A 22,088-nucleotide genomic window follows, 5' to 3' on the forward strand; every position below is an offset into this window, starting at 1 on the left:
CGCGCGGCCGTCACCGGCCGGGGCCCGGCGCCTTCGCCCGGAGCACCTCGTCGCAGGCCGCCCGCAGTCGGCGTACGCCCTCGGTGATCTCGCCGGTGCCGGCGACCGCGGCGAAGCTCAGGCGCAGATGCCCCGCGGGCGGTTCGGCGCAGAAGTACGGCCGGCCGGGGGTGAGGGCGACGCCCGCGCGCGCACCGGCGGCCGGGAGGGCGGACTCCTCGATGCCCTCGGGCAGCCGTGCCCAGAGCTGGTAGCCGCCGCAGGGCACGTGCGGCAGGTCGAGCTCGGGCAGGGTCAGCCGCAGCGCCGAGACCATGGCGTCGCGCCGGGCGCGCAACTGTGCGCCGAGGGAGCGCAGATGGCGGGGCCAGGCCGGGGAGCCGACCAGTTCCAGGGCCGCCTCCTGAAGGGGCCGGGGCACGAAGAAGGTGTCGACGACCTGGATGGCGCGCAGCCGTTCCAGTACCGGCCCTCGGGCGGCCAGCGCGCTCACCCGGAAGCTCGGCGAGGTCGCCTTGGTGAGCGAGCCGACGTGCACGACCACGCCGTCGGGGTCGTTGGCGGCCAGCGGCCGCGGCAGTTCGCCCGCGTCCTCGTGCGCGAGGCGCCGCACGAAGTCGTCCTCGACGACGAACGCCCCGGCCTCGCGCGCGATGCGCAGCACCTCGCCCCGCCGCTCGGGGGCGAGCACCGCGCCGGTGGGGTTCTGGAACAGCGGCTGGCAGACGAACACCCGGGCCCCGGTCGCCCTGAACGCGTCGGCCAGCAGCTCGGGGCGTACGCCGTCGGCGTCCATCGGCACCGGCACCGGGCGCAGTCCCGCCGCGCGGGCGATGGCCAGCATGCCCGGGTAGGTGGGCGACTCGACGAGGACGGGGGCGCCGGGCGGGGCCAGGGCGCGGAGGGCGGTGGTGAGCGCGGACTGTCCGCCGGCCGCGATCAGCACCTCGGCGGCGCCGACGGTGTCCCCGATGCCGCGCGCGAACCACTCGCGCAGTTCGGGCAGCCCGTCCAGCGGGGGCCGCCCCCACGCGCCGGGCCGGCGTCCGGCCCGGGACAGGGCCGCGGCCATCGCCTTCTCCGGCTGGAGGGAGGGGTGCAGATAGCCGCCGTTGAACTCGGTCACCCCGGGCGGCGGGGCCGCGAGCGACACCGTCACCCCGGAGGCGTCCACGGTGCGCGGTACGACGTCGGCGGCGCCGTCGGCGCTGAGGGCGACCTCCTGCCAGGAGGTGTCCCCGGCCGCCGCGGGCGTCTCACGGGGCCGCGCCCGGAAGGCACCGGCTCCGGGCCGGGTCACCACAAGCCCCTCGGCGGCGAGCTGCGCCAGGGCCCGCGACACGGTCACCGGGCTGACCCGGAACCGCTCGACGAGGGCACGGCTCGACGGCAGCTTCTCACCCGGAGAGTAGCGGTTGAGCTCACCGCGCAGGCTGTTGGCCAGTTCACCGACACTGCTACGCTCTTGCATGAGAGCACAGAGTAGCGCTATCGCCCCGAGCAGGATAGCGGTGGACGCCCCGCAGCAGCCCGCCTTCGGTGTCCTCCAGGCCGCCCTCGGCGTCACCGCCTTCTCGCTCACCTTTCCCGCGACCGCCTGGGGCCTCGAGGGGTTCGGCCCCTGGTCGCTGGTGGCGGTGCGCGCCGTCCTCGCCGCGCTGATCGCGGGCGGCTGTCTGCTGGCGCTGCGGATACCGCTGCCCGCGCGGGCGCACTGGCCGGGGCTCGCGGTCGTGGCCGCCGGAGTCGTCGTCGGCTTCCCGCTGCTCACCACGCTCGCACTGCAGACCTCCACCACCGCGCACGCCGCCGTGGTGGTCGGGCTGCTGCCGCTGACGACCGCCCTGTTCTCCGCGCTGCGGACGGGCACCCGCCCCTCGCGGACCTTCTGGCTGGCGGCGCTGGCCGGGGCCGCCGCGGTCGCCGCGTTCACCGTGCAGCAGAGCGGGGGCGCCCTCGGCGGCGCCGACCTGTATCTGTTCGGGGCGCTGCTGGTGTGCGCGGCAGGCTACACCGAGGGCGGCCGGCTGGCCCGGGTGATGCCCGGCTGGCAGGTCATCGGCTGGGCCCTGGTGCTCTGCCTGCCGCTCGCCGTGGCGGCCTCGGCGGTGGCGCTGTCCCACGAGCCCGCCGAGCTCACCGCGCACAGCGTGGCGGGTCTGCTGTGGGTCGCGGCGGGCTCGCAGTTCCTGGGGCTCGTGGTCTGGTACCGGGGCATGGCCGCCATCGGCATCCCGAAGGCCAGCCAGTTGCAGTTGGCCCAGCCGCTGCTCACACTGGTGTGGTCGGTGCTGCTGCTGGGCGAGCACCTGACAGTGGCCGCCCCGCTGACGGCCGCGGCGGTGCTGGTGTGCATCGCCGTCACGCAGCGGGCCCGCGGCTGAGGGGACCGCGCGGACCGCTCTCCCGCACCCCTCCCGCCGTAGACTCAAGGCCACGGACCGCTGCTCCGCACCCGTGAGGAGGCCCAGATGCGTGCAACCGTGGGCGACCAGCTTGTCCAGCACGGCCGGGTGGTCGGCCAACACGACAAGGTCGGCGAGATCGTCGAAGTGATGGGCCAGCAGGGCAATCCCCCGTACCGCGTCCGCTTCGAGGACGGGCACGAGGGCATCTGCTCGCCCGGACCGGACACCGAGATCCGGCACATGAGGCCGATGTCCGGAACGTGAACCGGCACGGTCAGCTCGGGGGCACCGCCGGCCCGCTGTAATGGTCGGCGATCACCCGCTCCATCGCCCCGACGCGGTCGACGGCCACGTCCGTCGCCGCGAAGAAGACGTGCCCGCGCACCTCGGCGTGGCTCCGGGCCAGCGTGAGGTGCCGGGAGAGTTCCGCCGGCTGCTGCCAGGCCGTCGGCTGCGCCGGGTCGCCCGCCCTGTACAGGGCCTCGCCGATGTACAGCTGGGTGCCGGTGCCCTTGGCGACCCGGGCCCACCAGGGGACCAGCTCGGCGTAGTCGGCGGCGGTGTGACCGATGTGCCAGTAGAGCTGCGGGCAGACGTAGTCGATCCAGTTCTCGCGCACCCACTTGCGGGTGTCGGCGTACAGGTCGTCGTACGCCTGGAGGGCCCGGGTGTCCGAACCGCGCGAGTCGCTGTCCTTGTTGCGCCACACGCCGAACGGGCTGATGCCGAAGCGGGTGCCGGGCCGCGCCTTCGCGATCCCGGCCGCGGTGTCGCGCACGAGCCGGTCGATGTTGTCCCGCCGCCAGGCGGCGCGGCTGGTGAACGCGCCGCCGTGCAGGTCGTAGGCGCGGGCGTCGTCGAAGGTCTGGCCGGGGACGGGATAGGGGTAGAAGTAGTCGTCGAAGTGCACGGCGTCGACCGGGTACCGGCGGACGGCGTCCAGCATCGCGTCCTGTACGAAGGCACGGACCTCGGGCAGGCCCGGGTCGTAGTAGAGCCGGCCGCCGTGGGCCACCACCCAGTCCGGCCGGCGGCGGGCCGGATGGCCGGCCACCAGCCTCCCCGGGTCGGCGTGCAGCGCGATCCGCAGCGGGTTGAACCAGGCGTGCAGCTGCAGTCCGCGCGCGTGCGCCTCGGTCACGGCGGTGCCCAGCGGGTCCCAGCCGGGGTCGCGGCCCTGCACGCCGGTCAGACTCTGCGCCCACGGCTCGTACGGCGAGGGCCACAGCGCGTCGGCGGTGGCCCGCACCTGGAAGATCACCGTGTTCAGACCGCACGCGACGGCCCGGTCGAGGTGGGTGATCAGCTCGGCGCGCTGCACGGCGGCGGACAGCCCGGGGCGCGAGGGCCAGTCACGGTTGGCGACCGTCGCGAGCCACATCCCCCGCATCTCCATCAGCGCGCGCGGGCGCCCGCCCGGGTCCGCGCCGCCGTCCCTCGCCCCGGCCTCACCCGCCGTGACCAGGCTGGACAGTGCCGCCACCGCGAACGCTCGCCGTGACATCCGTCCCATGCGGGCACCTCTGACTTTCCGTATCGGCTCCACCACGGTTCGATCACGCGCCCAGCATCCCCCGACCCCGGCGATCGATCATCGATTCCTGGGGGTAACGTGCACGAACGGAGCACGGCGGAACACCGCCGACTGCCACAGCCGTACACAAGCAGCGAAAGGGACGATGTGACAGACATCGAGCGCATCGGAGTGGTGGGCTGCGGTCAGATGGGCGCGGGCATCGCCGAGGTGTGCGCCCGCGCCGGACTGGACGTCAAGGTCGCCGAAACCACCGGCGAGGCCCTGGAGATCGGCCGCACCCGGCTGTTCAACTCCCTGGCCAAGGCCGCCGAGCGAGGCAAGCTCTCGGAGGAGGAGCGGGACGCCACGCTGGCGCGCCTGAGCTTCACCACCGACCTCGGCGAGTTCGCCGACCGCGATCTGGTGATCGAGGCGGTCGTGGAGAACGAGCAGGTCAAGACCGAGATCTTCCAGGTCCTGGACCAGGTCATGACCCGCCCGGACGCGATCCTGGCCTCCAACACCTCCTCCATCCCCCTGGTGAAGCTGGCCGTGGCGACCTCCCGCCCCGACCATGTGATCGGCATCCACTTCTTCAACCCGGCCCCCGTGCAGAAGCTCGTCGAGCTGATCCCGGCGCTGACCACCTCCGAGGGCACGATCAGCCGCGCCCAGGGCTTCGCGGAGAAGCTGCTCGGCAAGCACGCGATCCGCGCCCAGGACCGCTCGGGCTTCGTGGTCAACGCGCTGCTGGTGCCGTACCTGCTCTCGGCGATCCGGATGTTCGAGTCCGGCATCGCCAGCCGCGAGGACATCGACAACGGCATGGAGTACGGCTGCGCCCACCCGATGGGCCCGCTGAAGCTCTCCGACCTGATCGGTCTGGACACCATCGTCTCGATCGCCGACTCGATGTACGCGGAGTACAAGGAACCGCTGTACGCCGCTCCCCCGCTGCTCCAGCGCATGGTGGACGCGGGCCGGCTGGGCCGCAAGTCCGGTTCGGGCTTCTACACCTACGGCTGATCACGCACGGTCGTCGTCGCGGGCCCGGCACTTCTCGGAGCGCCGGGCCCGCGGCGTTCGCACACCATGACGGCGGCCTCTAGGTCGGGACGTCGTGGCCGAGCCTGAGATGGTGCAGTAACAGCAGTGCGGCCGCCATGTTGGCGGCCGGGACCTCGCCGCGGGCGACCATGTCGGGAACGAGCTTGAGCGGAATCCACTCCCGGCGGTCGGACTCGAAGTCGTCCACGGGGTGCCCCACGTAGTCGCCCTCGTCGGACCAGTAGATGTGGTGCCGGGCGTCGGTGAGCCCGTTGCACGGCTCCACGCTCATCAGGTGGCGCAGGGGTCCCGGCCGCCAGCCGGTCTCCTCCTCCATCTCCCTGGCCGCCGCGCGGGCTATGTCCTCGCCCTCCTCGACGACGCCCGCCGCGAGTTCCCAGCCCCAGCTGTCGGTGATGAAACGGTGGCGCCACAGAAGCAGGACCTCGTTGGCCTCGTTCACCACCGTGGCCACGGCGACGGGCCGCAGCCGGATCAGGAAGTGGTCGAGATGCCTGCCGTCGGGCAGCTCGACATCCGCCAGATTGACGCTGAACCAGCGGTTCGAGTACACAGTTTGTTCGTTCTGTTTCGTCCACTGCACGGTTCTGCCACCTTCCGTCGAGTAAGTGGCAATATCGCAGCAGGAGCGGTCCGGCAGCAGGCGCAGGGACGAGCCATCGCAGCGCGCTGGGCGCACAGGGGTCACACAGGAGCCGGAGCCCTCGGTCCGTCACAGCGGTACGCGCAGGGCCCCGTCGATGAGTTCCGCCGCCCCGGCCGTACCCGCGCAGCCGCTGCTCACCAGATGCTCGCGCACCGCCCGGAGTCTGTCCCGCAGGCGCTGCGACTCCATTCCCCGGGCCTGCTCGGCCATCTCCACGGCGGTCACCACCGCTTTGTCGGCATTCCCCTGACGCAGCTCGATCGTGGTGAGCATGGCCAGCCGGTGCACCCGCCCGCGGTCGTGGGCCGGGGTGTCCACCGCGGCCGCCGCGTGCTCGGCCGCGGCCCGCAGTTCCCCGAGGCTGAGCAGCGCCTCCGCCACCTGGACGTTGACCAGGCCCGGCTGGACATAGCCGGTCTCATCGGGTTCGTGCCCCCGCCGGATGCGTTCGGCGGCGGTCTCGGCCCGCCGGATGCAGGACAGCGCGCTCGTGCCGTCGCCCAGGTGCGCGTACGCCTTCGCCTGCATCGCGTACAGATCGGAGGCGAGTGCGGGCGTGATGTGCCTGCCGGCCGCCCGCAGCGCCGCCTCCGCGAAGGCGACCGCCTGGCGGTGCTCGCGCATGTACAGCGACTGGTTGACCAGCAGCGCGATCACATACGCGCCGAGCCCCCGGTCACCGCTGGCCTTCGCCAGCCGCAGCGCCTGGTGGAAGTAGCGCTGGGCGAGCCCGTGCGCGTCGGAGTCATAGGCACAGATCCCGGCGATGGCCACCAACCCGCCCGTCGCCCGGTGCAGTTGACGGCCCGTGGCATCGGTGTAGCTGCCGCGCAGCAGCGGGGCGGCCTCGGCGTTGAGGAAGCCCACTATCCGGCTGCGCGTCGCGATGCCGCCCGCCTTGCGGTACAGCTGCTCGTAGTGCGTACGCGCCGCCCGCAGCATGTCCAGGTCGGCCGGGGTGACCCGGTGTCGGCCGCCGCGCGAGACGTCCACGTCCTCGGGCGGGTTCTCCCACTCCCACACCGGCATCACCGCGGGGGTGCCCGTGACCGCGGGCGCGCCCAGGATGTGCGGGCGCTGCTGCTCGTCGGAGCGCCACAGGGCCGTGGCCCGCTCGACGAACCCGGACAGCGAGCCGGAGTGGGCGACGGTCGGCTCGCCGGGTACGCCCAGGCCGATGTCGTCGAGGGTGACCGGGCGGTGCAGCCGGGCCGCGAGCACCTCGCAGATCAGATCGGGGACCTGGCCGCGCGGGCGCTGGCCCTTCAGCCACCGGGCCACGGCCGTGTGTTCGTAACGCAGCGTCAGACCACGCGCCCTTCCGGCCTGGTTGACGTGCGCGGCCAGCCCTGCGTGCGAGACCCCGGCCTCGTCCAGGATCGCGTCGAGCAGTGTGTTGGGCTGCATGGGTGCCCCCCGGAGGCTCGGTGCCGGACAGCGTAGTGGGTCGGACTTCACACGGGGTGTGAACGGAGTACGTGCATCCGTACCGTGTGCGCGCTGTCGCGGAGAGTTTCCGGCCGGTTGACTGGGTTGCCTCGCAAGAGGCCGGCCGGGCCGCCGGCTCCCCCTCGTAAAGTACGGTGGCCCGCTTTCGCGCCGTCCGCCCCGTTGCCTGCCCGACACTCCGTGGCGGGGCGGACGGCGACGCCGGCCCGTGCGAACGGCCGCCGGGCTGCAGGTGGTCCGTCGGCTGCGGGTGGGTGATCGCCTCCCGCGCGGTTTCCCTCACCGCCGATGACCCGCACCTGGCCGCCCTCCGATCGTTCCGGAGTATCAGCAGAGCGTCCCCTGGACCCGTCCCCGCAGGTGGCAGGCCCGCACCCGGTCCATACGGCGCAGCACCCGATGTCCGTCGGCCCCCCGTCCAGGCCCTGACGACACGGAATCGGACCGGCCCCGAAAGGCCGGTCCGATTCCGTCGGGGTCATGGCTCAGCAGAACCACTTCACCTGGTTCTGCCACTCACACGGGTGACGTGACCACGATCCCCCGGGAACTCATCCGCGAAGAACCGCCCCGGTCCGCTCACCGGCGAGGGCCACCGCGGCGTCGCGCGCGGCAGACGCCTCGTCCACGGTCAGCGTGCGGTCGACGGCACGGAACCGCAGCGCGTACGCGAGGGACTTGCGCCCCTCACCGAGCTGCTCCTCGTTCTCGTACACGTCGAACAGCCGGATGGCCTCCAGCAGTTCACCGGCCCCGTCGCGCAGCGCCGCCTCGACCTCCGCGGCCGGCACCGGCTTGTCCACGACGAGCGCGACGTCCTGCGTGGCCACGGGGAACGCGGAGATGCCCGGCGCCTGGGGAACACCGTCCGAGACCCGCTCCAGCGCGTCCAGGTCCAGCTCCATCGCGCAGGCACGGTCGGGCAGACCGAAGGCCTTCACGACCCGCGGGTGCAGCTCACCGGCGTACCCGACGACCGTCTCCGCGCCGTCGGCGACGACGACGAACTCGGCGCAGCGGCCCGGATGCCACGGCCCGTAGGCGCCCTTGCGGACGACCAGTTCGGCCCCGGCCTCGCGCGCCACCAGACGGCCGGCCTCGATCGCGTCGGCCCAGTCGGCCGGACGGCCCTTGCCCCACCAGCCGGCCTGCTCACGGGCGCCCGCGAGCACAGCGGCGACATGGCGCGGCTGCTCGGGCAGCGCGGCGTCGAGCTCGGCGATCTCCTGGTCGGTGGGGCGCCGGTCGACGGACAGATGCGTGGCGGCACGCCGCTGCTCGCGCGGCCGGAAGACCAGCCCCGTCTCGAACAGGGCGAGGTCGTGCGAACCGCGGCCGTCGTTGCGGCGCAGCGCGCCGAGCAGACCCGGCAGCAGCGACGTACGGAGCGCGGGTTCCTCGTCGTTGAGCGGGTTGACCAGCTTCACGACGCGGCGGGCCGGGTCGTCGGCCTCCAGCGCCATCTGGTCGAAGACCTGCTCGCCGATGAAGGGGTAGTTGGGCGCCTCGACGTAGCCGGCGCCGGCCAGGGCCCGGCCGACGCGGCGGTGCAGCCGCTGACGGTGGGTCAGGCCGCGGCCGGACGGCGGCTTGGGCAGCGTGGAGGGCAGGTTCTCGTAGCCCTCCAGGCGGATGACCTCCTCCGCGAGGTCGTTGGCCTCCATGAGGTCGGGGCGCCACGACGGGACGGTGACGACCAGCTCGTCCTGGCCGTAGACGTCGCAGCCGATCTCCTGGAGGCGGCGCACCACGGTCTCGCGGCCGTAGGTGACGCCCGCGACCTTGTCGGGGTGGTCGGCCGGCACGGTGATGCTGTGCGGCGCGGAGGGCGCGACGACCTCGGTGACACCCGCGTCGGCGGTGCCGCCGGCGAGGAGGACCAGCAGGTCCACGGTCCGCTGGGCGGCGGCCGCGGCCGCGGCCGGGTCCACGCCCCGCTCGAAGCGGCGCGAGGCCTCGGAGGACAGCTTGTGCCGCCGGGCCGTACGGGCGATGGAGACGGCGTCGAAGTGCGCGGCCTCGATCACGACGTCACCCGTGGCGTTTGCCAGATCGTCGTGGTCGGCGATCTCGGTGTCGGCGCCGCCCATGACACCGGCGAGGCCGATGGGGCCGCGCTCGTCGACGATGACCAGGTCCTCGGCGTGCAGCCTGCGCTCGACGCCGTCGAGGGTCTTGAGCTTCTCGCCCTCCCCCGCGCGGCGCACGCCGATGGCGCCCTGGACCAGCGTGCGGTCGTAGGCGTGCAGCGGCTGGCCGAGCTCCATCATCACGTAGTTGGTGACGTCGACGGCGAGGGAGATCGGGCGCATGCCGACCTTCTGGAGCCGGCGCTGGAGCCAGATCGGGGAGCGCGCCTCGGGGGCCAGGCCGGAGACGGTCCGCGCGGTGAAGCGGTCGCAGCCGGCCGGGTCGGAGACCTGGACGGGGTAGCCGTAGGCGTTGGGCGCGGGCACGTCGAGCAGGGCCGGGTCGCGCAGCGGCAGACCGTAGGAGATGGCGGCCTCGCGGGCGACGCCGCGGATGGACAGGCAGTCGCCGCGGTTGGCGGTGACGGCGATGTCCAGGACCTCGTCGACCAGTTCCAGCAGTTCGACCGCGTCGCGGCCGACCTCGGTCTCCGGCGGCAGGACGATGATGCCCTTGGTGCCGTCGTCGCCCATGCTGAGCTCGTCGCTGGAGCAGATCATGCCGCGGGACATCCGGCCGTACGTCTTGCGCTCGGCGATCTGGAAGTCGCCGGGCAGCACGGCGCCGGGGAGCGCCACGACGACCTTGTCGCCGACCTGGAAGTTGCGGGCGCCGCAGACGATCTCCTGGGGCTCGCCCGTGCCGTTGGCCTGGCCGACGTCGACGGTGCAGAAGCGGATGGGCTTCTTGAACTCCGTCAGCTCCTCGATGGTCAGCACCTGGCCGACGGCGAGGGGGCCCTTGAGGTCGTGGCCGAGCTGTTCGACCGTCTCGACCTCCAGACCGGCCGAAATGAGCTTGGCCTGGACGTCACGGCCGGTCTCGCTCGCCGGCAGGTCGACGTACTCCCGCAGCCAAGAAAGCGGGATCCGCATCAGATCTCCATCCCGAAGGGCCGGGTGAACCGGACGTCACCCTCGACCATGTCTCGCATGTCATCGACGTTGTGGCGGAACATCAGCATCCGCTCGATGCCGAACCCGAAGGCGAAGCCGCTGTACTTCTCCGGGTCGACTCCGCAGGCGGCCAGCACCTTCGGGTTGACCATGCCGCAGCCGCCGAGTTCGATCCAGCCCTCGCTGGAGCAGGTGCGGCAGGGCCGGTCGGGGTTGCCGACGGACTCGCCGCGGCAGACGTAGCACACCATGTCCATCTCGGCGGACGGCTCGGTGAAGGGGAAGAAGTTCGGGCGCAGCCGGGTCTTCATGCCCTCGCCGAACAGGGCCTGGACCATGTGGTCCAGGGTGCCCTTGAGGTCGGCCATGGTCAGGCCCTCGTCCACGGCGAGCAGTTCGACCTGGTGGAAGACCGGGGTGTGGGTCGCGTCCAGTTCGTCGGTGCGGTACACACGGCCGGGGCAGATGACGTAGACCGGCAGCTCGCGGTCGAGCAGCGAGCGGATCTGCACCGGGGAGGTGTGGGTGCGCAGTACGACACCGGACTCGGAGCCGCCGTCGGGGCCCTCGACGAAGAAGGTGTCGGCCTCGCCGCGGGCCGGGTGGTCCGGGCCGATGTTGAGCGCGTCGAAGTTGAACCACTCGGCCTCGACCTGCGGGCCCTCGGCGACCTCGTAGCCCATGGCCACGAAGACGTCCTCGATGCGCTCCGACAGGGTGGTCAGCGGGTGCCGGGCGCCGGCCGGTACGCGGTCGTGGGGCAGCGTGACGTCCACGTCCTCCTCGACCAGTACGCGCGCGTCACGCTCGGCCTCCAGCTCCGTCTGGCGGGCCGCGAGCGCCTTGTTCACCGCGCCGCGGGCCTGGCCGACCAGCTTTCCGGCGGCGGCCTTGGCGTGCGGGGGCAGGGCGCCGATCTCGCGGTTGGCGAGGGACAGCGGGGAGGTGCCGCCGGCGTGTGCGGTCTTCGCCTCCTGGAGCGCGTCGAGGGAGCCCGCTGCGGCGAAGGCGGCGAGCGCCTCGTCCCGCATGCGCTCGATCTCTTCCGGTTTCAACGCCTCGACCTCGACAGGGTCGTACGACTTATTCGGTGCCGACATCTCTTCCCGTGCTTCCGATTGGCTGGCGGATGGTCCCCGTGACCGGCCGGTGAGCTCGGCAGGGCCGTGTGCAGGACACAAAGGTGCCAAAGGCCGAGTCTAACGGGGTGAGGGTGTACGGATGCGCCCGTGGGCCACTAGGCGAGATACGCCGGGGCCGCCACGGGCAGGGTAAATCGGAACTCTGCGCCGCCGACGGGGGCGCGGCCGACGGTGATGGTGCCGCCGTGGGCCTCGACGATGCCCTTGACGATGTAGAGCCCGAGCCCGGTGCCGCCGCGCTTGCTGCCCCGCCAGAAGCGAGTGAAGACGCGGTTCATGGACTCCTCCGGGATGCCGGTGCCCTCGTCGCTCACGGTGACCGACGTGCCGGTGTCCTCTCCCTCGCGGGGGGACGGGGCGGGCCTGACCTCGATCGTGACAGTTCCCTCGCCGTGCCGCACGGCATTTTCGAGCAGGTTGCCGAGCACCTGGTCGATCTTGTCGGGGTCGGCCCACAGGTCGGGCAGCGGCTGCTCGAGCCGGAGCAGGAACCGGTCGGCGGGCTGTCCGGCGGCGACGTACGCCTGGATGTGGCGGCCGACGGCGGCGCCGATGTCGACGGGCTGCCGGCGCACCTCCAGGCGTCCGGAGTCGATCCGGGAGATGTCGAGGAGTTCGGCGATCAGCCGGGTGACGCGGTCGGCGTCGGCGTCGACGGTCTCGAGCATCAGCCGTTTCTGGTCGTCGGTGAACCGTTCCCACTTGGCGAGCAGGGTCGCGGTGAAGCCCTTGACCGAGGTGAGCGGCGAGCGCAGTTCGTGCGCGACCGTGGCGATCAGTTCGGCGTGGCTGCGCTCGGTGCGGCGGCGGGCCTCGGTGTCCCGCAGACAGACGACGACCCGGTGGACGGGCCCGGTGGGTCCGGTACGCACGTAGCGGGCGGTGACGAGCACCTCGCGGCCGCCCGGCAGCAGCAGGTTGCGCTCCGGCTGTCCGGTCCGGATCGCGAGCCCGCCGTAGGGGTCGGTGAGCTGCCACCACCGGCGGCCCTCCAGGTCCTCCAGCGGCAGCGCCTTGTCCAGGGGCTGCCCGAGCGCGTCGGCCGCGGCGACCGCCGTGATGCGCTCGGCGGCGGCGTTGAAGCAGATCACCCGCCCGTCCCCGGCCGCGACGACGAGCCCGTCGGGCAGGTCGTCGGGGTGGAGGCCGAGGTCGCGGGGATCGTGACGCCCGGGAGCTTCGGAGCGTGGCTCGGGCGGGCGGCCTGACTCGTTCGCCCCCGGTGCGCTGCCCGTGCCCACGGTCATATCCCCGTACCCCACCTCTCAGACGGCATGGAGGTGCCTCCCCGCTCAGCGCAGCCGAGAGCTTGGGGGAGGGGCCCCCGGGCAGGTCACCCTACTAGCTCTCGGTCACAGAGCGGCAGCCTCCGGCGGCGCGCTGTGCACGGGCCGAGGCGTACAGGCATACGGCCGCCGCGGTCGCGAGGTTCAGGCTCTCGGCCCGGCCGTGGATGGGCACCCGCACGACGGCGTCCGCGAGGGCGCGGGTCTCCTCCGGCAGACCCCAGGCCTCGTTGCCGAACACCCAGGCGGTGGGTCCGCCCATGGTCCCCTTGTCCAGCTCCTCGTCGAGGTCCCGGTCCCCCGCCCCGTCGGCGGCCAGGATCCGCACACCGGCCTCCTGGAGCCCGGCCACGGCCCGCTCCACCGGGACGCCGACGGCGACGGGCAGGTGGAACAGGGAGCCCACGGAGGCCCGTACGGCCTTGGGGTTGTACAGGTCGACGGAGGCGTCGGTGAGGACGACCGCCTCGGCGCCGGCGGCGTCGGCGCAGCGCAGCACGGTGCCGGCGTTGCCGGGGTCGCGCACATGCGCCAGTACGGCGACCAGCCTGGGCCGTGCCCGCAGGATCTCCTCGAACGGCGTGTCCAGGAACCGGCACACCCCGACCAGCCCCTGCGGCGTCACGGTCGTGGAGATGTCCTCGATGACCTGCTCGGAGGCGAGGTGCACCCGGGCTCCGGCGTCCCGCGCCTCCCCCACGATGTCGGCGTACCGCTCGGCGGCCTCCAGGGTGGCGAACAGCTCCACGAGGTTGTCCCCGTGCGCCGCCGCCTCCCGCACGGCCTGCGGCCCCTCCGCGAGGAACAGCCGCTCCTTGCCCCGGAAGTTCCGCTTGGCGAGCCGCCGCGCGGCGGACACACGGGGGGAGCGGGGAGAGATCAGTTCTGGGGGCACGGGAGGCATATACAGATCACCTAACTCGTTTCCGCCGCGACGGCGATCAGCCACGTCGGCGGATTCCGGCGGTGCCGAACTCACCTGCACCGCTCAACACTCACTTGCACCACTCAACGAAACGGACCCGCGGGCAACAACCCACGGGTCCGCACGAGCACTTCGGCTCAAGCCCAGCGCAGCGTCACGCGGCCTTCGGCGCGTTGATGTCGCTCGGCAGCGCCTTCTGGGCCACCTCGACCAGCGCGGCGAACGCGCCGGCGTCGTTGACGGCCAGCTCCGCGAGGATCTTGCGGTCGACCTCGACGTTGGCGGCCTTCAGACCCTGGATGAAGCGGTTGTAGGTCATGCCGTTGGCGCGGGCAGCGGCGTTGATGCGCTGGATCCACAGCTGACGGAAGTCGCCCTTGCGCTTCTTGCGGTCGTTGTAGTTGTAGACCAGCGAGTGGGTGACCTGCTCCTTGGCCTTGCGGTACAGGCGCGAACGCTGACCGCGGTAGCCGGAGGCCGCCTCGAGGATCGCCCGGCGCTTCTTGTGGGCGTTGACTGCCCGCTTGACGCGTGCCACTTGTTAACTCCTTGTAGCGGGGCCGTGGGTGTCCTCACACGGCCCGAAATCGATGGGGTCCCGGTCCTGACGTACGGCGCCCGGTGGGGGCACCGCTCACGTCACTTGCCGAGAAGCTTCTTGATCTTCGCGGCGTCGCCCGGGGCCATCTCGGCGTTGCCGGTGAGGCGACGCGTCACGCGGGACGACTTGTGCTCGAGCAGGTGGCGCTTGCCGGCGCGCTCACGGAGCACCTTGCCGGAGCCGGTGACCTTGAAGCGCTTGCTGGCACCGCTGTGCGACTTGTTCTTCGGCATAGCGCCGTTATCTCCTCGTCGGTGGCGCTCCTGTGCCCGGTCGTGAAACCGGGCACGGTGGAGCGTCGCTCTTGTATCGGTTACGTCCTCGGGGACTCGCGTCCCTGGGGATCACGCCTCGGCGGAAGCCTCGGCAGGGGCCTCGGCGGCCTCGGGCTCCGCGGCGGTGTCGATGTCCGCGGCGTTCTGCGAGCGGCCGGGGTTGGCCTTCGCGTCCGCCTTGCGGGCTTCCTGCGCCTGACGGGCCTCGGCCATCGCCTCGGTCTTCTTCTTGTGCGGACCGAGAACCATGATCATGTTCCGGCCGTCCTGCTTCGGGTTCGACTCGACGAAACCGAGGTCCTGGACGTCCTCCGCGAGACGCTGCAGCAGTCGGTAGCCCAGCTCGGGCCGGGACTGCTCGCGACCACGGAACATGATCGTGATCTTGACCTTGTCGCCCTGCTTGAGGAACCGGACGACGTGACCCTTCTTGGTGTCATAGTCGTGCGGGTCGATCTTCGGCCGGAGCTTCATCTCCTTGATGACCGTGTGCGCCTGGTTCTTGCGCGCCTCACGGGCCTTCATGGCCGACTCGTACTTGAACTTCCCGTAGTCCATGAGCTTGCACACGGGCGGACGGGCGTTCGCCGCGACCTCGACCAGGTCCAGGTCGTACTCCTGCGCAAGCTCCAGTGCCTTGGCCAGCGGGACGATGCCCACCTGCTCGCCACTGGGACCGACAAGTCGCACCTCGGGAACGCGAATCCGGTCGTTGATGCGGGGCTCGGCGCTGATGGATCCTCCTCGGTAGCACCACGCGACGGTCTGGCTTGAGCGCCGCGATGTGTGTGTTTGCGTTAGACCTAACCGCGCCGAAGCACAAAAAATGCCCCGGACGATCACAGGCGGGGCTCCGAAAACACTACCGGAGCACCACCGCGAGATCGCGGGGCGCACTTTCGGGCGACTCCATCGTCCGTACGGAACGATGGTGGCCGCCTGACCGGGGTGACCCGCCGTCCCGGAGGGCGGTCGGGTGGGAGATCGGAGCCTCCACTTGTGGGCCGGACACGCGAGCGTCCAACCGGTCGTCACACAAGGCTAGCAGCATCCCGGGGGTGGTGCTAACCGGCGTGCACCGGGGCCTATCGTGTGGGGCATGAGTGAGACCTCCCCAGAACCGCGCCCCTTCGACGATATGGCCCGCGACATCGCCGAGGTGCCGGCGGTCGAGGTGATCGTGACCGTCGCCGTCAACCTGATGAGCGCCGCCGCCGTGAAGCTCGGCCTCACCGAGGAGGGCGACAAGTACAAGGACCTGGACGAGGCCCGCAAGCTGGTCACCGCCCTCGCCGGTCTGCTGGACGCGAGCACGACCGAGATCAGCTCCTTCCACGCCGCCCCGCTGCGCGACGGTCTGAAGTCCCTCCAGCTCGCCTTCCGCGAGGCCTCCGTCGTCCCGGACGAGCCGGGCCAGGGCCCGGGCGAGAAGTACACGGGCCCGGTCTACGGCTAGACCGGGCCGGTACGCGGGTGAGGCCGTCGACCTGCCCGCGTACGTCCACGAGGCCCCGGCCTCAGTCGCGTACGAACAGGGGCTCGCCCGGAGGCGTCGTCCCGGCCGGCAGTACTGCCAGGTCGAGACCGCGCACCAGGCGGGCCCTCAGTGTCTCGTCGGCGGCGAGCCGCCGGGCGACCGCGCGGACGGCCTCGGCCGGGGGCGTGGCGGGGTCCAGGACCAGCGCGAGCGTGCCGTCCGCCTGTCCCGGGCCGAGGTGGGCGCCGCGCACCGCGGGTTCGGCCTCCACCGCGGCCCGCACCGCCGCCACGACGGCCGGGTCGGCCAGCGGGTCCGTGCTCGTACGGCCCTCCGCGAGCGCCAGCAGCACGGGACCGGTCAGCTCGAACGCCACCGGACCCGACATGTCCAGCACCACCGTGTCGGCCTTCTCGTGCGCGGCCGCCTGGAGCGCCTGGTGCAGGGGCACGGCCACGGGGCGGGCCTCGGGGTCCCAGCGCGCCAGCGACTCGGTCGAGGTGAAGGCGGGCAGCGCGGTGCGGTTCCCCGCCTTCAGGGTCGGCACGGCCATGTCGCTGGTCTTCTCCCGGCGCAGCCCGTTCTCGTCCTCCTCGACCTCGCCGAGCACGGCGACGACGGGGACGAGGAGCCGGGTGCCGTTGAGCGCCTCCAGCACGGGTCCTACGGCGGTACGGTCCTCGGCCCAGGCGGCGAGGGCGGCGGCCAGCCGGGGGTCGGCGGAGCCGTCGTCGTCGCCGAAGCCGGGGTCGGGGATGTTCTTGTTCACCACGGGTCCGACCCTATCGGGGGCCGGGGACTCATCCGCTTCTCAGGGTTCCCGTACGCGGATGTCACGTCCGTCTGACGGCCCGCGCATACACGGCCCCCACGATCTCGGGCATGCCGTCGTCCGCAGCGCGTCCCGGTCGCCGTCCCCTCCTGTGGTTCCTGTGGTTCCTGTGGTCGGCCCTGACCTGTGCCGTGGTGATCGCCGGTGCGGCCGTCGGGGTGGCCCGTCTGCGGGCGCCGGGATGTGCAGTTCGTTGCGCCGCTGTTCGCGCAGTGCCCCGCGCCCCTTGAAGCCGGACCGTTGCCCTGTTGTTCGCGCAGTTCCCCGCGCCCCTCAAGACTGCGCAGTTCCCCGCGGCCCTGAAAAAGTGCCTAGGTCCCCGCGGCCCTTGAAGCTGGGGCGTTGTTCTCTGCGGTCCTTTTTCTAGGGGGTTCTTCTGCGGGTTCGCCAGAGGAGTACTGCTGTGGTGAGGAGGAGGGCGCCCGTGGTGGCTGCGAGGGGGGCTGCCCAGGTGGCGGTGGAGGTGGTGGGGCCGGGGGTGTCGGGACCGTCGCCGAAGTACTTCTTGCCGTAGGCCGCCGAGCCGAGGCCTTCCGGCTTCAGGCGGGCCGCCTGTTCGATGGCCGCGGCCGGGTCGACGAAGCCGAAGCCGCGGGAGTCGTCGCGGCCGCCCTCCGGGGCGTTGCGGGCGGTGTCCTGGAGGAGCTTCTTGATCTGCGCCGGGGTCAGACCGGGGTGGGCGGACTTGACCAGGGCGGCCGCGCCGGAGACGAAGGCGGCCGCGGCGCTGGTGCCCCAGCCCTCGTAGTACTTGCGGTCGGGGTCGGCGATGATCACGTCGACCCCGGGGGCGCTGACGGTGGCGTACCAGCGGCGGGTGGAGAAGGAGGCGCGGGTGCCGAACTTGTCGACGGCGGTCGCGGCGATGACGCCCGGGTAGGCGGCCGGGTAGGAGATGTGGTCGCCCTTCTCGCCGCCGTTGCCCGCGGAGGCGACCACGACGGAGCCCTTCCTCAGGGCGTACTGGACGGCCTCGTCCTCGGCGGGTTCGGGGTGGGCGGACCTGGAGTCGTCGCCGAGGGAGAGGTTGATGACGTCGGCGCCGTGGTCGGCGGCCCAGCGGATGCCGTCGGCGAGGGCGTTGCCGCGGGTCTTGCGGGCCTTGCCGCGGGAGGGGTCGCCGTCCTCGAGGATCACGCGCACCGGCAGGACCTTGGCGCCGGGGGCGATGCCCAGGACGCCGTCACCGCCGTCGGGGCCGTGTCCGTGGCCCGCGATGATGCCGGCCATGGCCGTGCCGTGCCGGGCCCAGGCACGGTCGCCCTTGCCCGCGCCGAAGCCGACCATGTCCTTGGTGGGCAGCACACTGCCGACGAGGTCGGGGTGGCTGGAGTCCACGCCCGTGTCCAGGACGGCGACGGTGATGCCCTCGCCCTTGGTGGTCCGCCAGGCCTCCTCGGTGTGCATGGCCTCGAGGGCCCACTGCGAGGCACGTATGACGTCCGCGTGCGCGGCCGTGGGGGGCACCAGCGCGAGGGAGGCGGCGAGGAGGCCGCCGAGCAGCGCGGCCCTGACGGTCCCACGCGCGGTCATGACGGCTGCTCCGTGGCGCGGGCGACGTCCTTGCGCAGGCCGCGCTCGATGCGGTCGGCCAGGCCCTGCGCCTCGTGGCCGAGTCCGGCCTGGGCGGGGGCCTCGGCCGCGCCGGCGCGGATGGCGTCGCCGGCCGGCTCGGGCTCGTCGACCGTACGGGCGTCGGCCCAGCCGGAGACGGCGTACACGACGACCGGGGCGTCGGTGAGCACCGAGACGGTCCAGGAGGCACGCTGGTGGACGCCGAAGCGCGCGGCGACCGTGCCCTCGGCGGCGTAGGGGCGGGGCATCAGATCGGTGCGCTCGTCCAGGTCCTCGGTGTCGAAGCGGCGGTCCAGGGAGCGCATGGAGCTCGCGTCGGCGTCGGTGAACAGCAGGCCGACGGTGGTGACATGGCTCTGTGTGGCGTCGGTGTAGGTGGCGCGCAGCAGCCGTTCGCAGCCCACGGGCGCGAGGGCCTTGCGCAGCAGCGGGTCGAAGGCCTCGGCGCAGCCGGAGTCGGGGGCGACGGCGATCCGGATCCAGGTGCGGTCGGCCCCGCCGGGGCCGGCGCCGGTGCCCTGGACGGTGGCCGGGAAGAGGCGGTCGACGGGCACGCTGTGCCAGAGGTCGCCCGCGGCCGTGAAGGTGCTGCGCTCGCGCTCCTCGGCGGAGCCGCCGACCAGCCAGCTGCCGGCCACGGCACCGCCGACGAGGCCGAGTCCGAGGACTACACAGGCGGCCGCGGCGACGGTGCGCGCCGGGCCCCGGGGGGCGCGCGGGCGGTCGTCGACCATCTCGGGCAGGCCGAAGGTGACCACGGGCCGTGGGGCGGGGGCGGCCCAGGCGGGGGACGGCGGCGTGGGTGCCGGGTCGGGGGCCGGGGAGGGGGCGCTCCAGGGCCGCGGCGGGGCGGGGACCTGGGGTGTGGGGGGCTGGGCCGGGAGGGGGCGCAGCCGGGTGGTGGCCTCCTCGCGCGTCTCGCCCGGTGTGCCGCCTGGCCGCGGCGGGATGTCCGGGAAGCGGGCGGAGGCGACGGGCGGCGGCGGGCCGGGCCGGGAGGTCACGGCGGCGTCCGGGCGGGGCCGGGAGTGCAGGCTCGGGAAACGCGGCCGAACGGCGCCGGAGCCGTCACCGCCCTGGTCGCGGGGCCCGGCGGACGGACGCGGCGCCGGAGCGGCACCGCCGCGGGCGCCGGGGGCCGACGGGTCGGCGGCGGGCACGGCGGGGGGGCGGTCGGGCTGCGCGGCGGGGCTCGGTGGGGGGTCCGTGGGCATCGGGGGTGAGGTCGGCATCGGCGGGGTGGCGGGGCGTGGGGGGACGGGGGCGCGTCGCGCTTCCGTGCTCATGCACCCCCCGTTTCGTCGTGCCGTGCCGGCCCCTGCGGGCGGTCCCTCGCGGGCGGTCCGGACGGTGTCGTCGCTGCGTGCGTGCGCGTCACTCTACGGGTTGACCGGGGCCTTGGGGGAACCGGTCCCACCAGCCGGAGACATCTGCCCGGATCGTCCCCCTACCCCGCGGTAATCCTGTCTGGCAGGCTGCGCTCATGACTGCGCGTGCCGCTGACCGGGCCCGTTACGACCGGGCCACCGCCCACCTCGACGCCCCCGTCGCGATCGTGGATCTGGAGGCCTTCGACGCCAACGCGGACGATCTGGTCCGCCGGGCGGGCGGGAAACCGGTCAGGGTCGCGAGCAAGTCCGTCCGCTGCCGGGCCCTGCTGGAACGGGTCCTGGCCCGGGACGGCTTCGCGGGGATCATGTCGTACACCCTCGCCGAGTCCCTGTGGCTGGCCCGTTCCGGTTTCGAGGACGTGCTGCTGGCCTATCCGTCGGCCGACCGTGCCGGTTTCGCGGAGCTGGCGGCCGATCCGAAGCTGGCCGCCGCGGTGACGGTGACGGTGGACGATCCGGCGCAGCTCGACCTGATCGAGGCCGCGCGGGCGGGCGGACGTGAAGTGGTGCGGGTCTGCCTCGAGTTGGACACGTCCCTGAAGCTGCTTGGCGGCCGGGTGCGGGTCGGCGCGCTGCGCTCCCCGTGCCACTCCCCCGCCCAACTCGCCGAACTGGCACGGTCGGTGACCCGGCGTCCGGGTTTCCGGCTCGTCGGGGTCATGGCGTACGAGGGTCATGTCGCGGGCGTCGGGGACGCGGTGGCCGGGCGGCCGCTGCGGTCGCGGGCGATCCGGCTGATGCAGGCCGCGGCCCGCCGTGAGCTGGCCGAGCGCAGGGCCGCGGCCGTGCGCGCGGTGCGTGAGGTCGCGCCGGAGCTGGAGTTCGTCAACGGCGGTGGCACGGGCAGTGTGCAGCACACGGCCGCCGAGGACGCGGTCACCGAGATCGCGGCGGGGTCGGGGCTGTACGTGCCGCGGCTGTTCGACAACTACACGTCGTTCAGCGGGCGTCCGGCCGCGCTGTTCGCCCAGCCGGTCGTCCGCAGGCCGGGCGTGGGGATCGTGACCGTCCTCGGGGGCGGGTATCCGGCCTCGGGCGCGGCGGGCCCGGACCGGTCGCCGGTGCCGTATCTGCCCGAGGGGCTGCGCTACGACCCGCAGGAGGGTGCGGGCGAGGTGCAGACCCCGCTGCTCGGGGCCCCGGCGGACGATCTGCTGATCGGCGACAAGGTGTGGTTCCGGCACGCGAAGGCCGGTGAGCTGTGCGAGCGGTTCGAGACGCTGCACCTGGTGGAGGGCGACCGGGTGACGGCGACCGTGCCGACGTACCGGGGCGAGGGCCGTACGTTCCTGTAGGGCCCTTCCGGTGGATCTCCGTGGGAGTAGGAGCGGCGTTCGGCGCGTGCGATCGGTGTGCGGCGCGGAGGGTCGTGTGGCGGAGCCGCCTGACCCTCCGTACCGCACGGCTGGGGGCATCTCCCACACCCCTGAGGCGCTGGGGGAGTGCGCGCCGGGCGTCGCGACGCCGCGGAGATCCAGCCGCGGAGATCCATCAGAAGGGCCCTGGTCGGTCAGTCGCTCGGGCCCACTCCGGAGCCCACTCCGCCGCCGGTGTCCGCGTCGCCGACCGGGCGGATGCCGTCGGTGATCAGGTCCATGTCGGTGAGCGGCGGGCCCTCGTCGCCGGCGTCGAAGACGAAGCGGACGACGACCGGTGACTCCACGCCGACACCGGCGGGGAAGGCCAGCGACTGCACGTATCCGCCGGGTCCCTTCGCGGTCGTCACGCGCCAGCGCACGAAGTACCCGGCCCGTCCGGCCACGGCGACCGGGCCTGCGGCGACCTGCCGGTGGGACTCCACGCCGCCGAAGGGCCGCTGGCCGATCGTGTTGCGGTCGTAGGCGGTGTCGGCGGCCTCCGCGATGTCGGCGAGGGCCAGTTCCTCGGGGGTCTCGCCGTCGGAGGCGACCGTGCGGGAGCTGACCAGTCCGCGGCGGCACAGGCCGTAGTCGCCGGGGCAGTCGTAGATGCCGTCGGTGGTCATCACGACGGTGTTGTCGGTGAGGTGCTCGGGCCGCACCCAGCCCTCCGGCAGCGGGAAGGTGATGCCGCTCAGCTGGTCGACGACGACGGACGGGTCGGTGGAGTCCTCGGCGGTGGGGGACGGCGGCGCGCTCGTCGTCGGCGCGGCCGTGAAGTACGTGGTGGGCGCCGGGTCGGCCGGGGTGTCGGGCTCGTCGTCGCCGCGGAGGAGTATCGCGCCGGTGGTGATCGCGGCGACCAGGACCGCGCCCGCCACCGTCAGCGCGACGGCCCTGGCCCGCCCCGGAGCGCCGGGCGGGGCGACGGGCAGCGGCGGTGCCGAGGCCTCGGGGCCGCGCCGGTGTTCGGTCCAGGCGGCCCCGTCCCACCATCGCTCCAGGTGGGGGGCGTGCGGGTCGGGGTACCAGCCGGGCGGAGGTGACATGCTC

General features: G+C 73.0%; 20 protein-coding genes. 5 read left to right on the forward strand and 15 right to left on the reverse strand.

Features of this window, described 5'->3' with window-relative positions; all coding sequences use genetic code 11:
- Positions 1–10: 10 nt before the first annotated feature.
- The gene (locus ACFYR0_RS13010) at positions 11–1,471 is read right to left on the reverse strand and encodes a PLP-dependent aminotransferase family protein (protein ID WP_389325758.1); all 1,461 of its coding nucleotides are present in this window, start codon (positions 1,469–1,471) and stop codon (positions 11–13) included.
- Between ACFYR0_RS13010 and ACFYR0_RS13015 the strand changes: the two genes are divergently transcribed.
- Together ACFYR0_RS13015 and ACFYR0_RS13020 are read left to right on the forward strand one after the other, a co-directional pair.
- On the forward strand, positions 1,470–2,384 hold the full coding sequence (locus ACFYR0_RS13015; protein WP_389325760.1) for a DMT family transporter: 915 nt from the start codon (positions 1,470–1,472) through the stop codon (positions 2,382–2,384). The two genes, ACFYR0_RS13010 and ACFYR0_RS13015, sit on opposite strands and share 2 nt — an antisense overlap.
- An 87-nt stretch (positions 2,385–2,471) precedes the next feature.
- The gene (locus tag ACFYR0_RS13020; protein WP_389325763.1) at positions 2,472–2,672 is read left to right on the forward strand and encodes a DUF1918 domain-containing protein; all 201 of its coding nucleotides are present in this window, start codon (positions 2,472–2,474) and stop codon (positions 2,670–2,672) included.
- Positions 2,673–2,682: 10 nt separating this feature from the next.
- On the opposite strand, the gene ACFYR0_RS13025 is transcribed toward ACFYR0_RS13020, so the two are convergent.
- Positions 2,683–3,921, reverse strand: coding sequence for a glycoside hydrolase family 10 protein (locus ACFYR0_RS13025; RefSeq protein WP_389325766.1), 1,239 nt, complete (start codon positions 3,919–3,921; stop codon positions 2,683–2,685).
- Positions 3,922–4,089: 168 nt separating this feature from the next.
- Between ACFYR0_RS13025 and ACFYR0_RS13030 the strand changes: the two genes are divergently transcribed.
- Positions 4,090–4,950: a 3-hydroxybutyryl-CoA dehydrogenase gene (locus ACFYR0_RS13030; protein WP_389325769.1), complete on the forward strand. Its 861-nt coding sequence runs from the start codon at positions 4,090–4,092 to the stop codon at positions 4,948–4,950.
- A gap of 79 nt (positions 4,951–5,029) precedes the next feature.
- On the opposite strand, the gene ACFYR0_RS13035 is transcribed toward ACFYR0_RS13030, so the two are convergent.
- The 9 genes from ACFYR0_RS13035 to infC form a co-directional block, all read right to left on the reverse strand.
- Positions 5,030–5,575 carry an NUDIX hydrolase gene (locus ACFYR0_RS13035; protein ID WP_389325772.1) on the reverse strand — a complete coding sequence of 182 codons (546 nt, stop codon included), beginning with the start codon at positions 5,573–5,575 and terminating at the stop codon, positions 5,030–5,032.
- A 129-nt stretch (positions 5,576–5,704) separates the two neighbouring features.
- Complete coding sequence (locus ACFYR0_RS13040) at positions 5,705–7,045, reverse strand: transcriptional regulator (RefSeq protein ID WP_389325775.1); 1,341 nt, start codon at positions 7,043–7,045, stop codon at positions 5,705–5,707.
- 593 nt (positions 7,046–7,638) lie between these two features.
- Complete coding sequence (gene pheT / locus ACFYR0_RS13045) at positions 7,639–10,152, reverse strand: phenylalanine--tRNA ligase subunit beta (protein ID WP_389325778.1); 2,514 nt, start codon at positions 10,150–10,152, stop codon at positions 7,639–7,641.
- Positions 10,152–11,273: a phenylalanine--tRNA ligase subunit alpha gene (gene pheS, locus ACFYR0_RS13050; protein ID WP_389325781.1), complete on the reverse strand. Its 1,122-nt coding sequence runs from the start codon at positions 11,271–11,273 to the stop codon at positions 10,152–10,154. The genes pheT and pheS overlap by 1 nt, the downstream gene beginning before the upstream one ends.
- A gap of 137 nt (positions 11,274–11,410) precedes the next feature.
- A complete protein-coding gene (locus ACFYR0_RS13055; RefSeq protein ID WP_389325784.1) occupies positions 11,411–12,562 on the reverse strand; it encodes an ATP-binding protein in 1,152 nt (383 codons plus the stop codon).
- 94 nt (positions 12,563–12,656) lie between these two features.
- On the reverse strand, positions 12,657–13,505 hold the full coding sequence (locus tag ACFYR0_RS13060) for a TrmH family RNA methyltransferase (protein WP_389325787.1): 849 nt from the start codon (positions 13,503–13,505) through the stop codon (positions 12,657–12,659).
- Positions 13,506–13,680: 175 nt separating this feature from the next.
- Positions 13,681–14,064: a 50S ribosomal protein L20 gene (rplT, locus tag ACFYR0_RS13065; protein ID WP_389325790.1), complete on the reverse strand. Its 384-nt coding sequence runs from the start codon at positions 14,062–14,064 to the stop codon at positions 13,681–13,683.
- A 101-nt stretch (positions 14,065–14,165) separates the two neighbouring features.
- A complete protein-coding gene (gene rpmI, locus ACFYR0_RS13070) occupies positions 14,166–14,360 on the reverse strand; it encodes a 50S ribosomal protein L35 (RefSeq protein ID WP_004933563.1) in 195 nt (64 codons plus the stop codon).
- A gap of 111 nt (positions 14,361–14,471) precedes the next feature.
- Complete coding sequence (gene infC / locus ACFYR0_RS13075) at positions 14,472–15,137, reverse strand: translation initiation factor IF-3 (protein WP_389326266.1); 666 nt, start codon at positions 15,135–15,137, stop codon at positions 14,472–14,474.
- Positions 15,138–15,501: 364 nt separating this feature from the next.
- On the opposite strand from infC, the gene ACFYR0_RS13080 reads away from it, so the two are divergent.
- Positions 15,502–15,858, forward strand: a complete 357-nt coding sequence (locus tag ACFYR0_RS13080; RefSeq protein ID WP_389325793.1) for a DUF1844 domain-containing protein — start codon at positions 15,502–15,504, stop codon at positions 15,856–15,858.
- A 61-nt stretch (positions 15,859–15,919) separates the two neighbouring features.
- Here ACFYR0_RS13080 and ACFYR0_RS13085 read toward each other — a convergent pair whose 3' ends face one another.
- The 3 genes from ACFYR0_RS13085 to ACFYR0_RS13095 all read right to left on the reverse strand — a co-directional run bounded on the left by ACFYR0_RS13085 (position 15,920) and on the right by ACFYR0_RS13095 (position 19,500).
- The gene (locus ACFYR0_RS13085) at positions 15,920–16,651 is read right to left on the reverse strand and encodes an SseB family protein (protein WP_389325796.1); all 732 of its coding nucleotides are present in this window, start codon (positions 16,649–16,651) and stop codon (positions 15,920–15,922) included.
- Between the two features lie 423 nt (positions 16,652–17,074).
- A complete protein-coding gene (gene mycP / locus ACFYR0_RS13090; protein WP_389325798.1) occupies positions 17,075–18,244 on the reverse strand; it encodes a type VII secretion-associated serine protease mycosin in 1,170 nt (389 codons plus the stop codon).
- Complete coding sequence (locus ACFYR0_RS13095; RefSeq protein ID WP_389325801.1) at positions 18,241–19,500, reverse strand: hypothetical protein; 1,260 nt, start codon at positions 19,498–19,500, stop codon at positions 18,241–18,243. The genes mycP and ACFYR0_RS13095 overlap by 4 nt, the downstream gene beginning before the upstream one ends.
- A gap of 269 nt (positions 19,501–19,769) precedes the next feature.
- Here ACFYR0_RS13095 and ACFYR0_RS13100 point away from each other — a divergent pair, with 269 nt between their 5' ends.
- Positions 19,770–20,972 (forward strand): amino acid deaminase/aldolase, encoded by a 1,203-nt coding sequence (locus ACFYR0_RS13100; protein WP_389325804.1) that lies wholly within the window; start codon positions 19,770–19,772, stop codon positions 20,970–20,972.
- Positions 20,973–21,187: 215 nt separating this feature from the next.
- Here the strand turns inward: ACFYR0_RS13100 and ACFYR0_RS13105 are convergent, their stop codons facing one another.
- The gene (locus ACFYR0_RS13105; RefSeq protein WP_389326269.1) at positions 21,188–22,084 is read right to left on the reverse strand and encodes a DUF2510 domain-containing protein; all 897 of its coding nucleotides are present in this window, start codon (positions 22,082–22,084) and stop codon (positions 21,188–21,190) included.
- Positions 22,085–22,088 lie beyond the last annotated feature (4 nt).

Source organism: Streptomyces sp. NPDC005017, from assembly GCF_042873115.1.
Classification (GTDB): Bacteria; Actinomycetota; Actinomycetes; order Streptomycetales; family Streptomycetaceae; genus Streptomyces.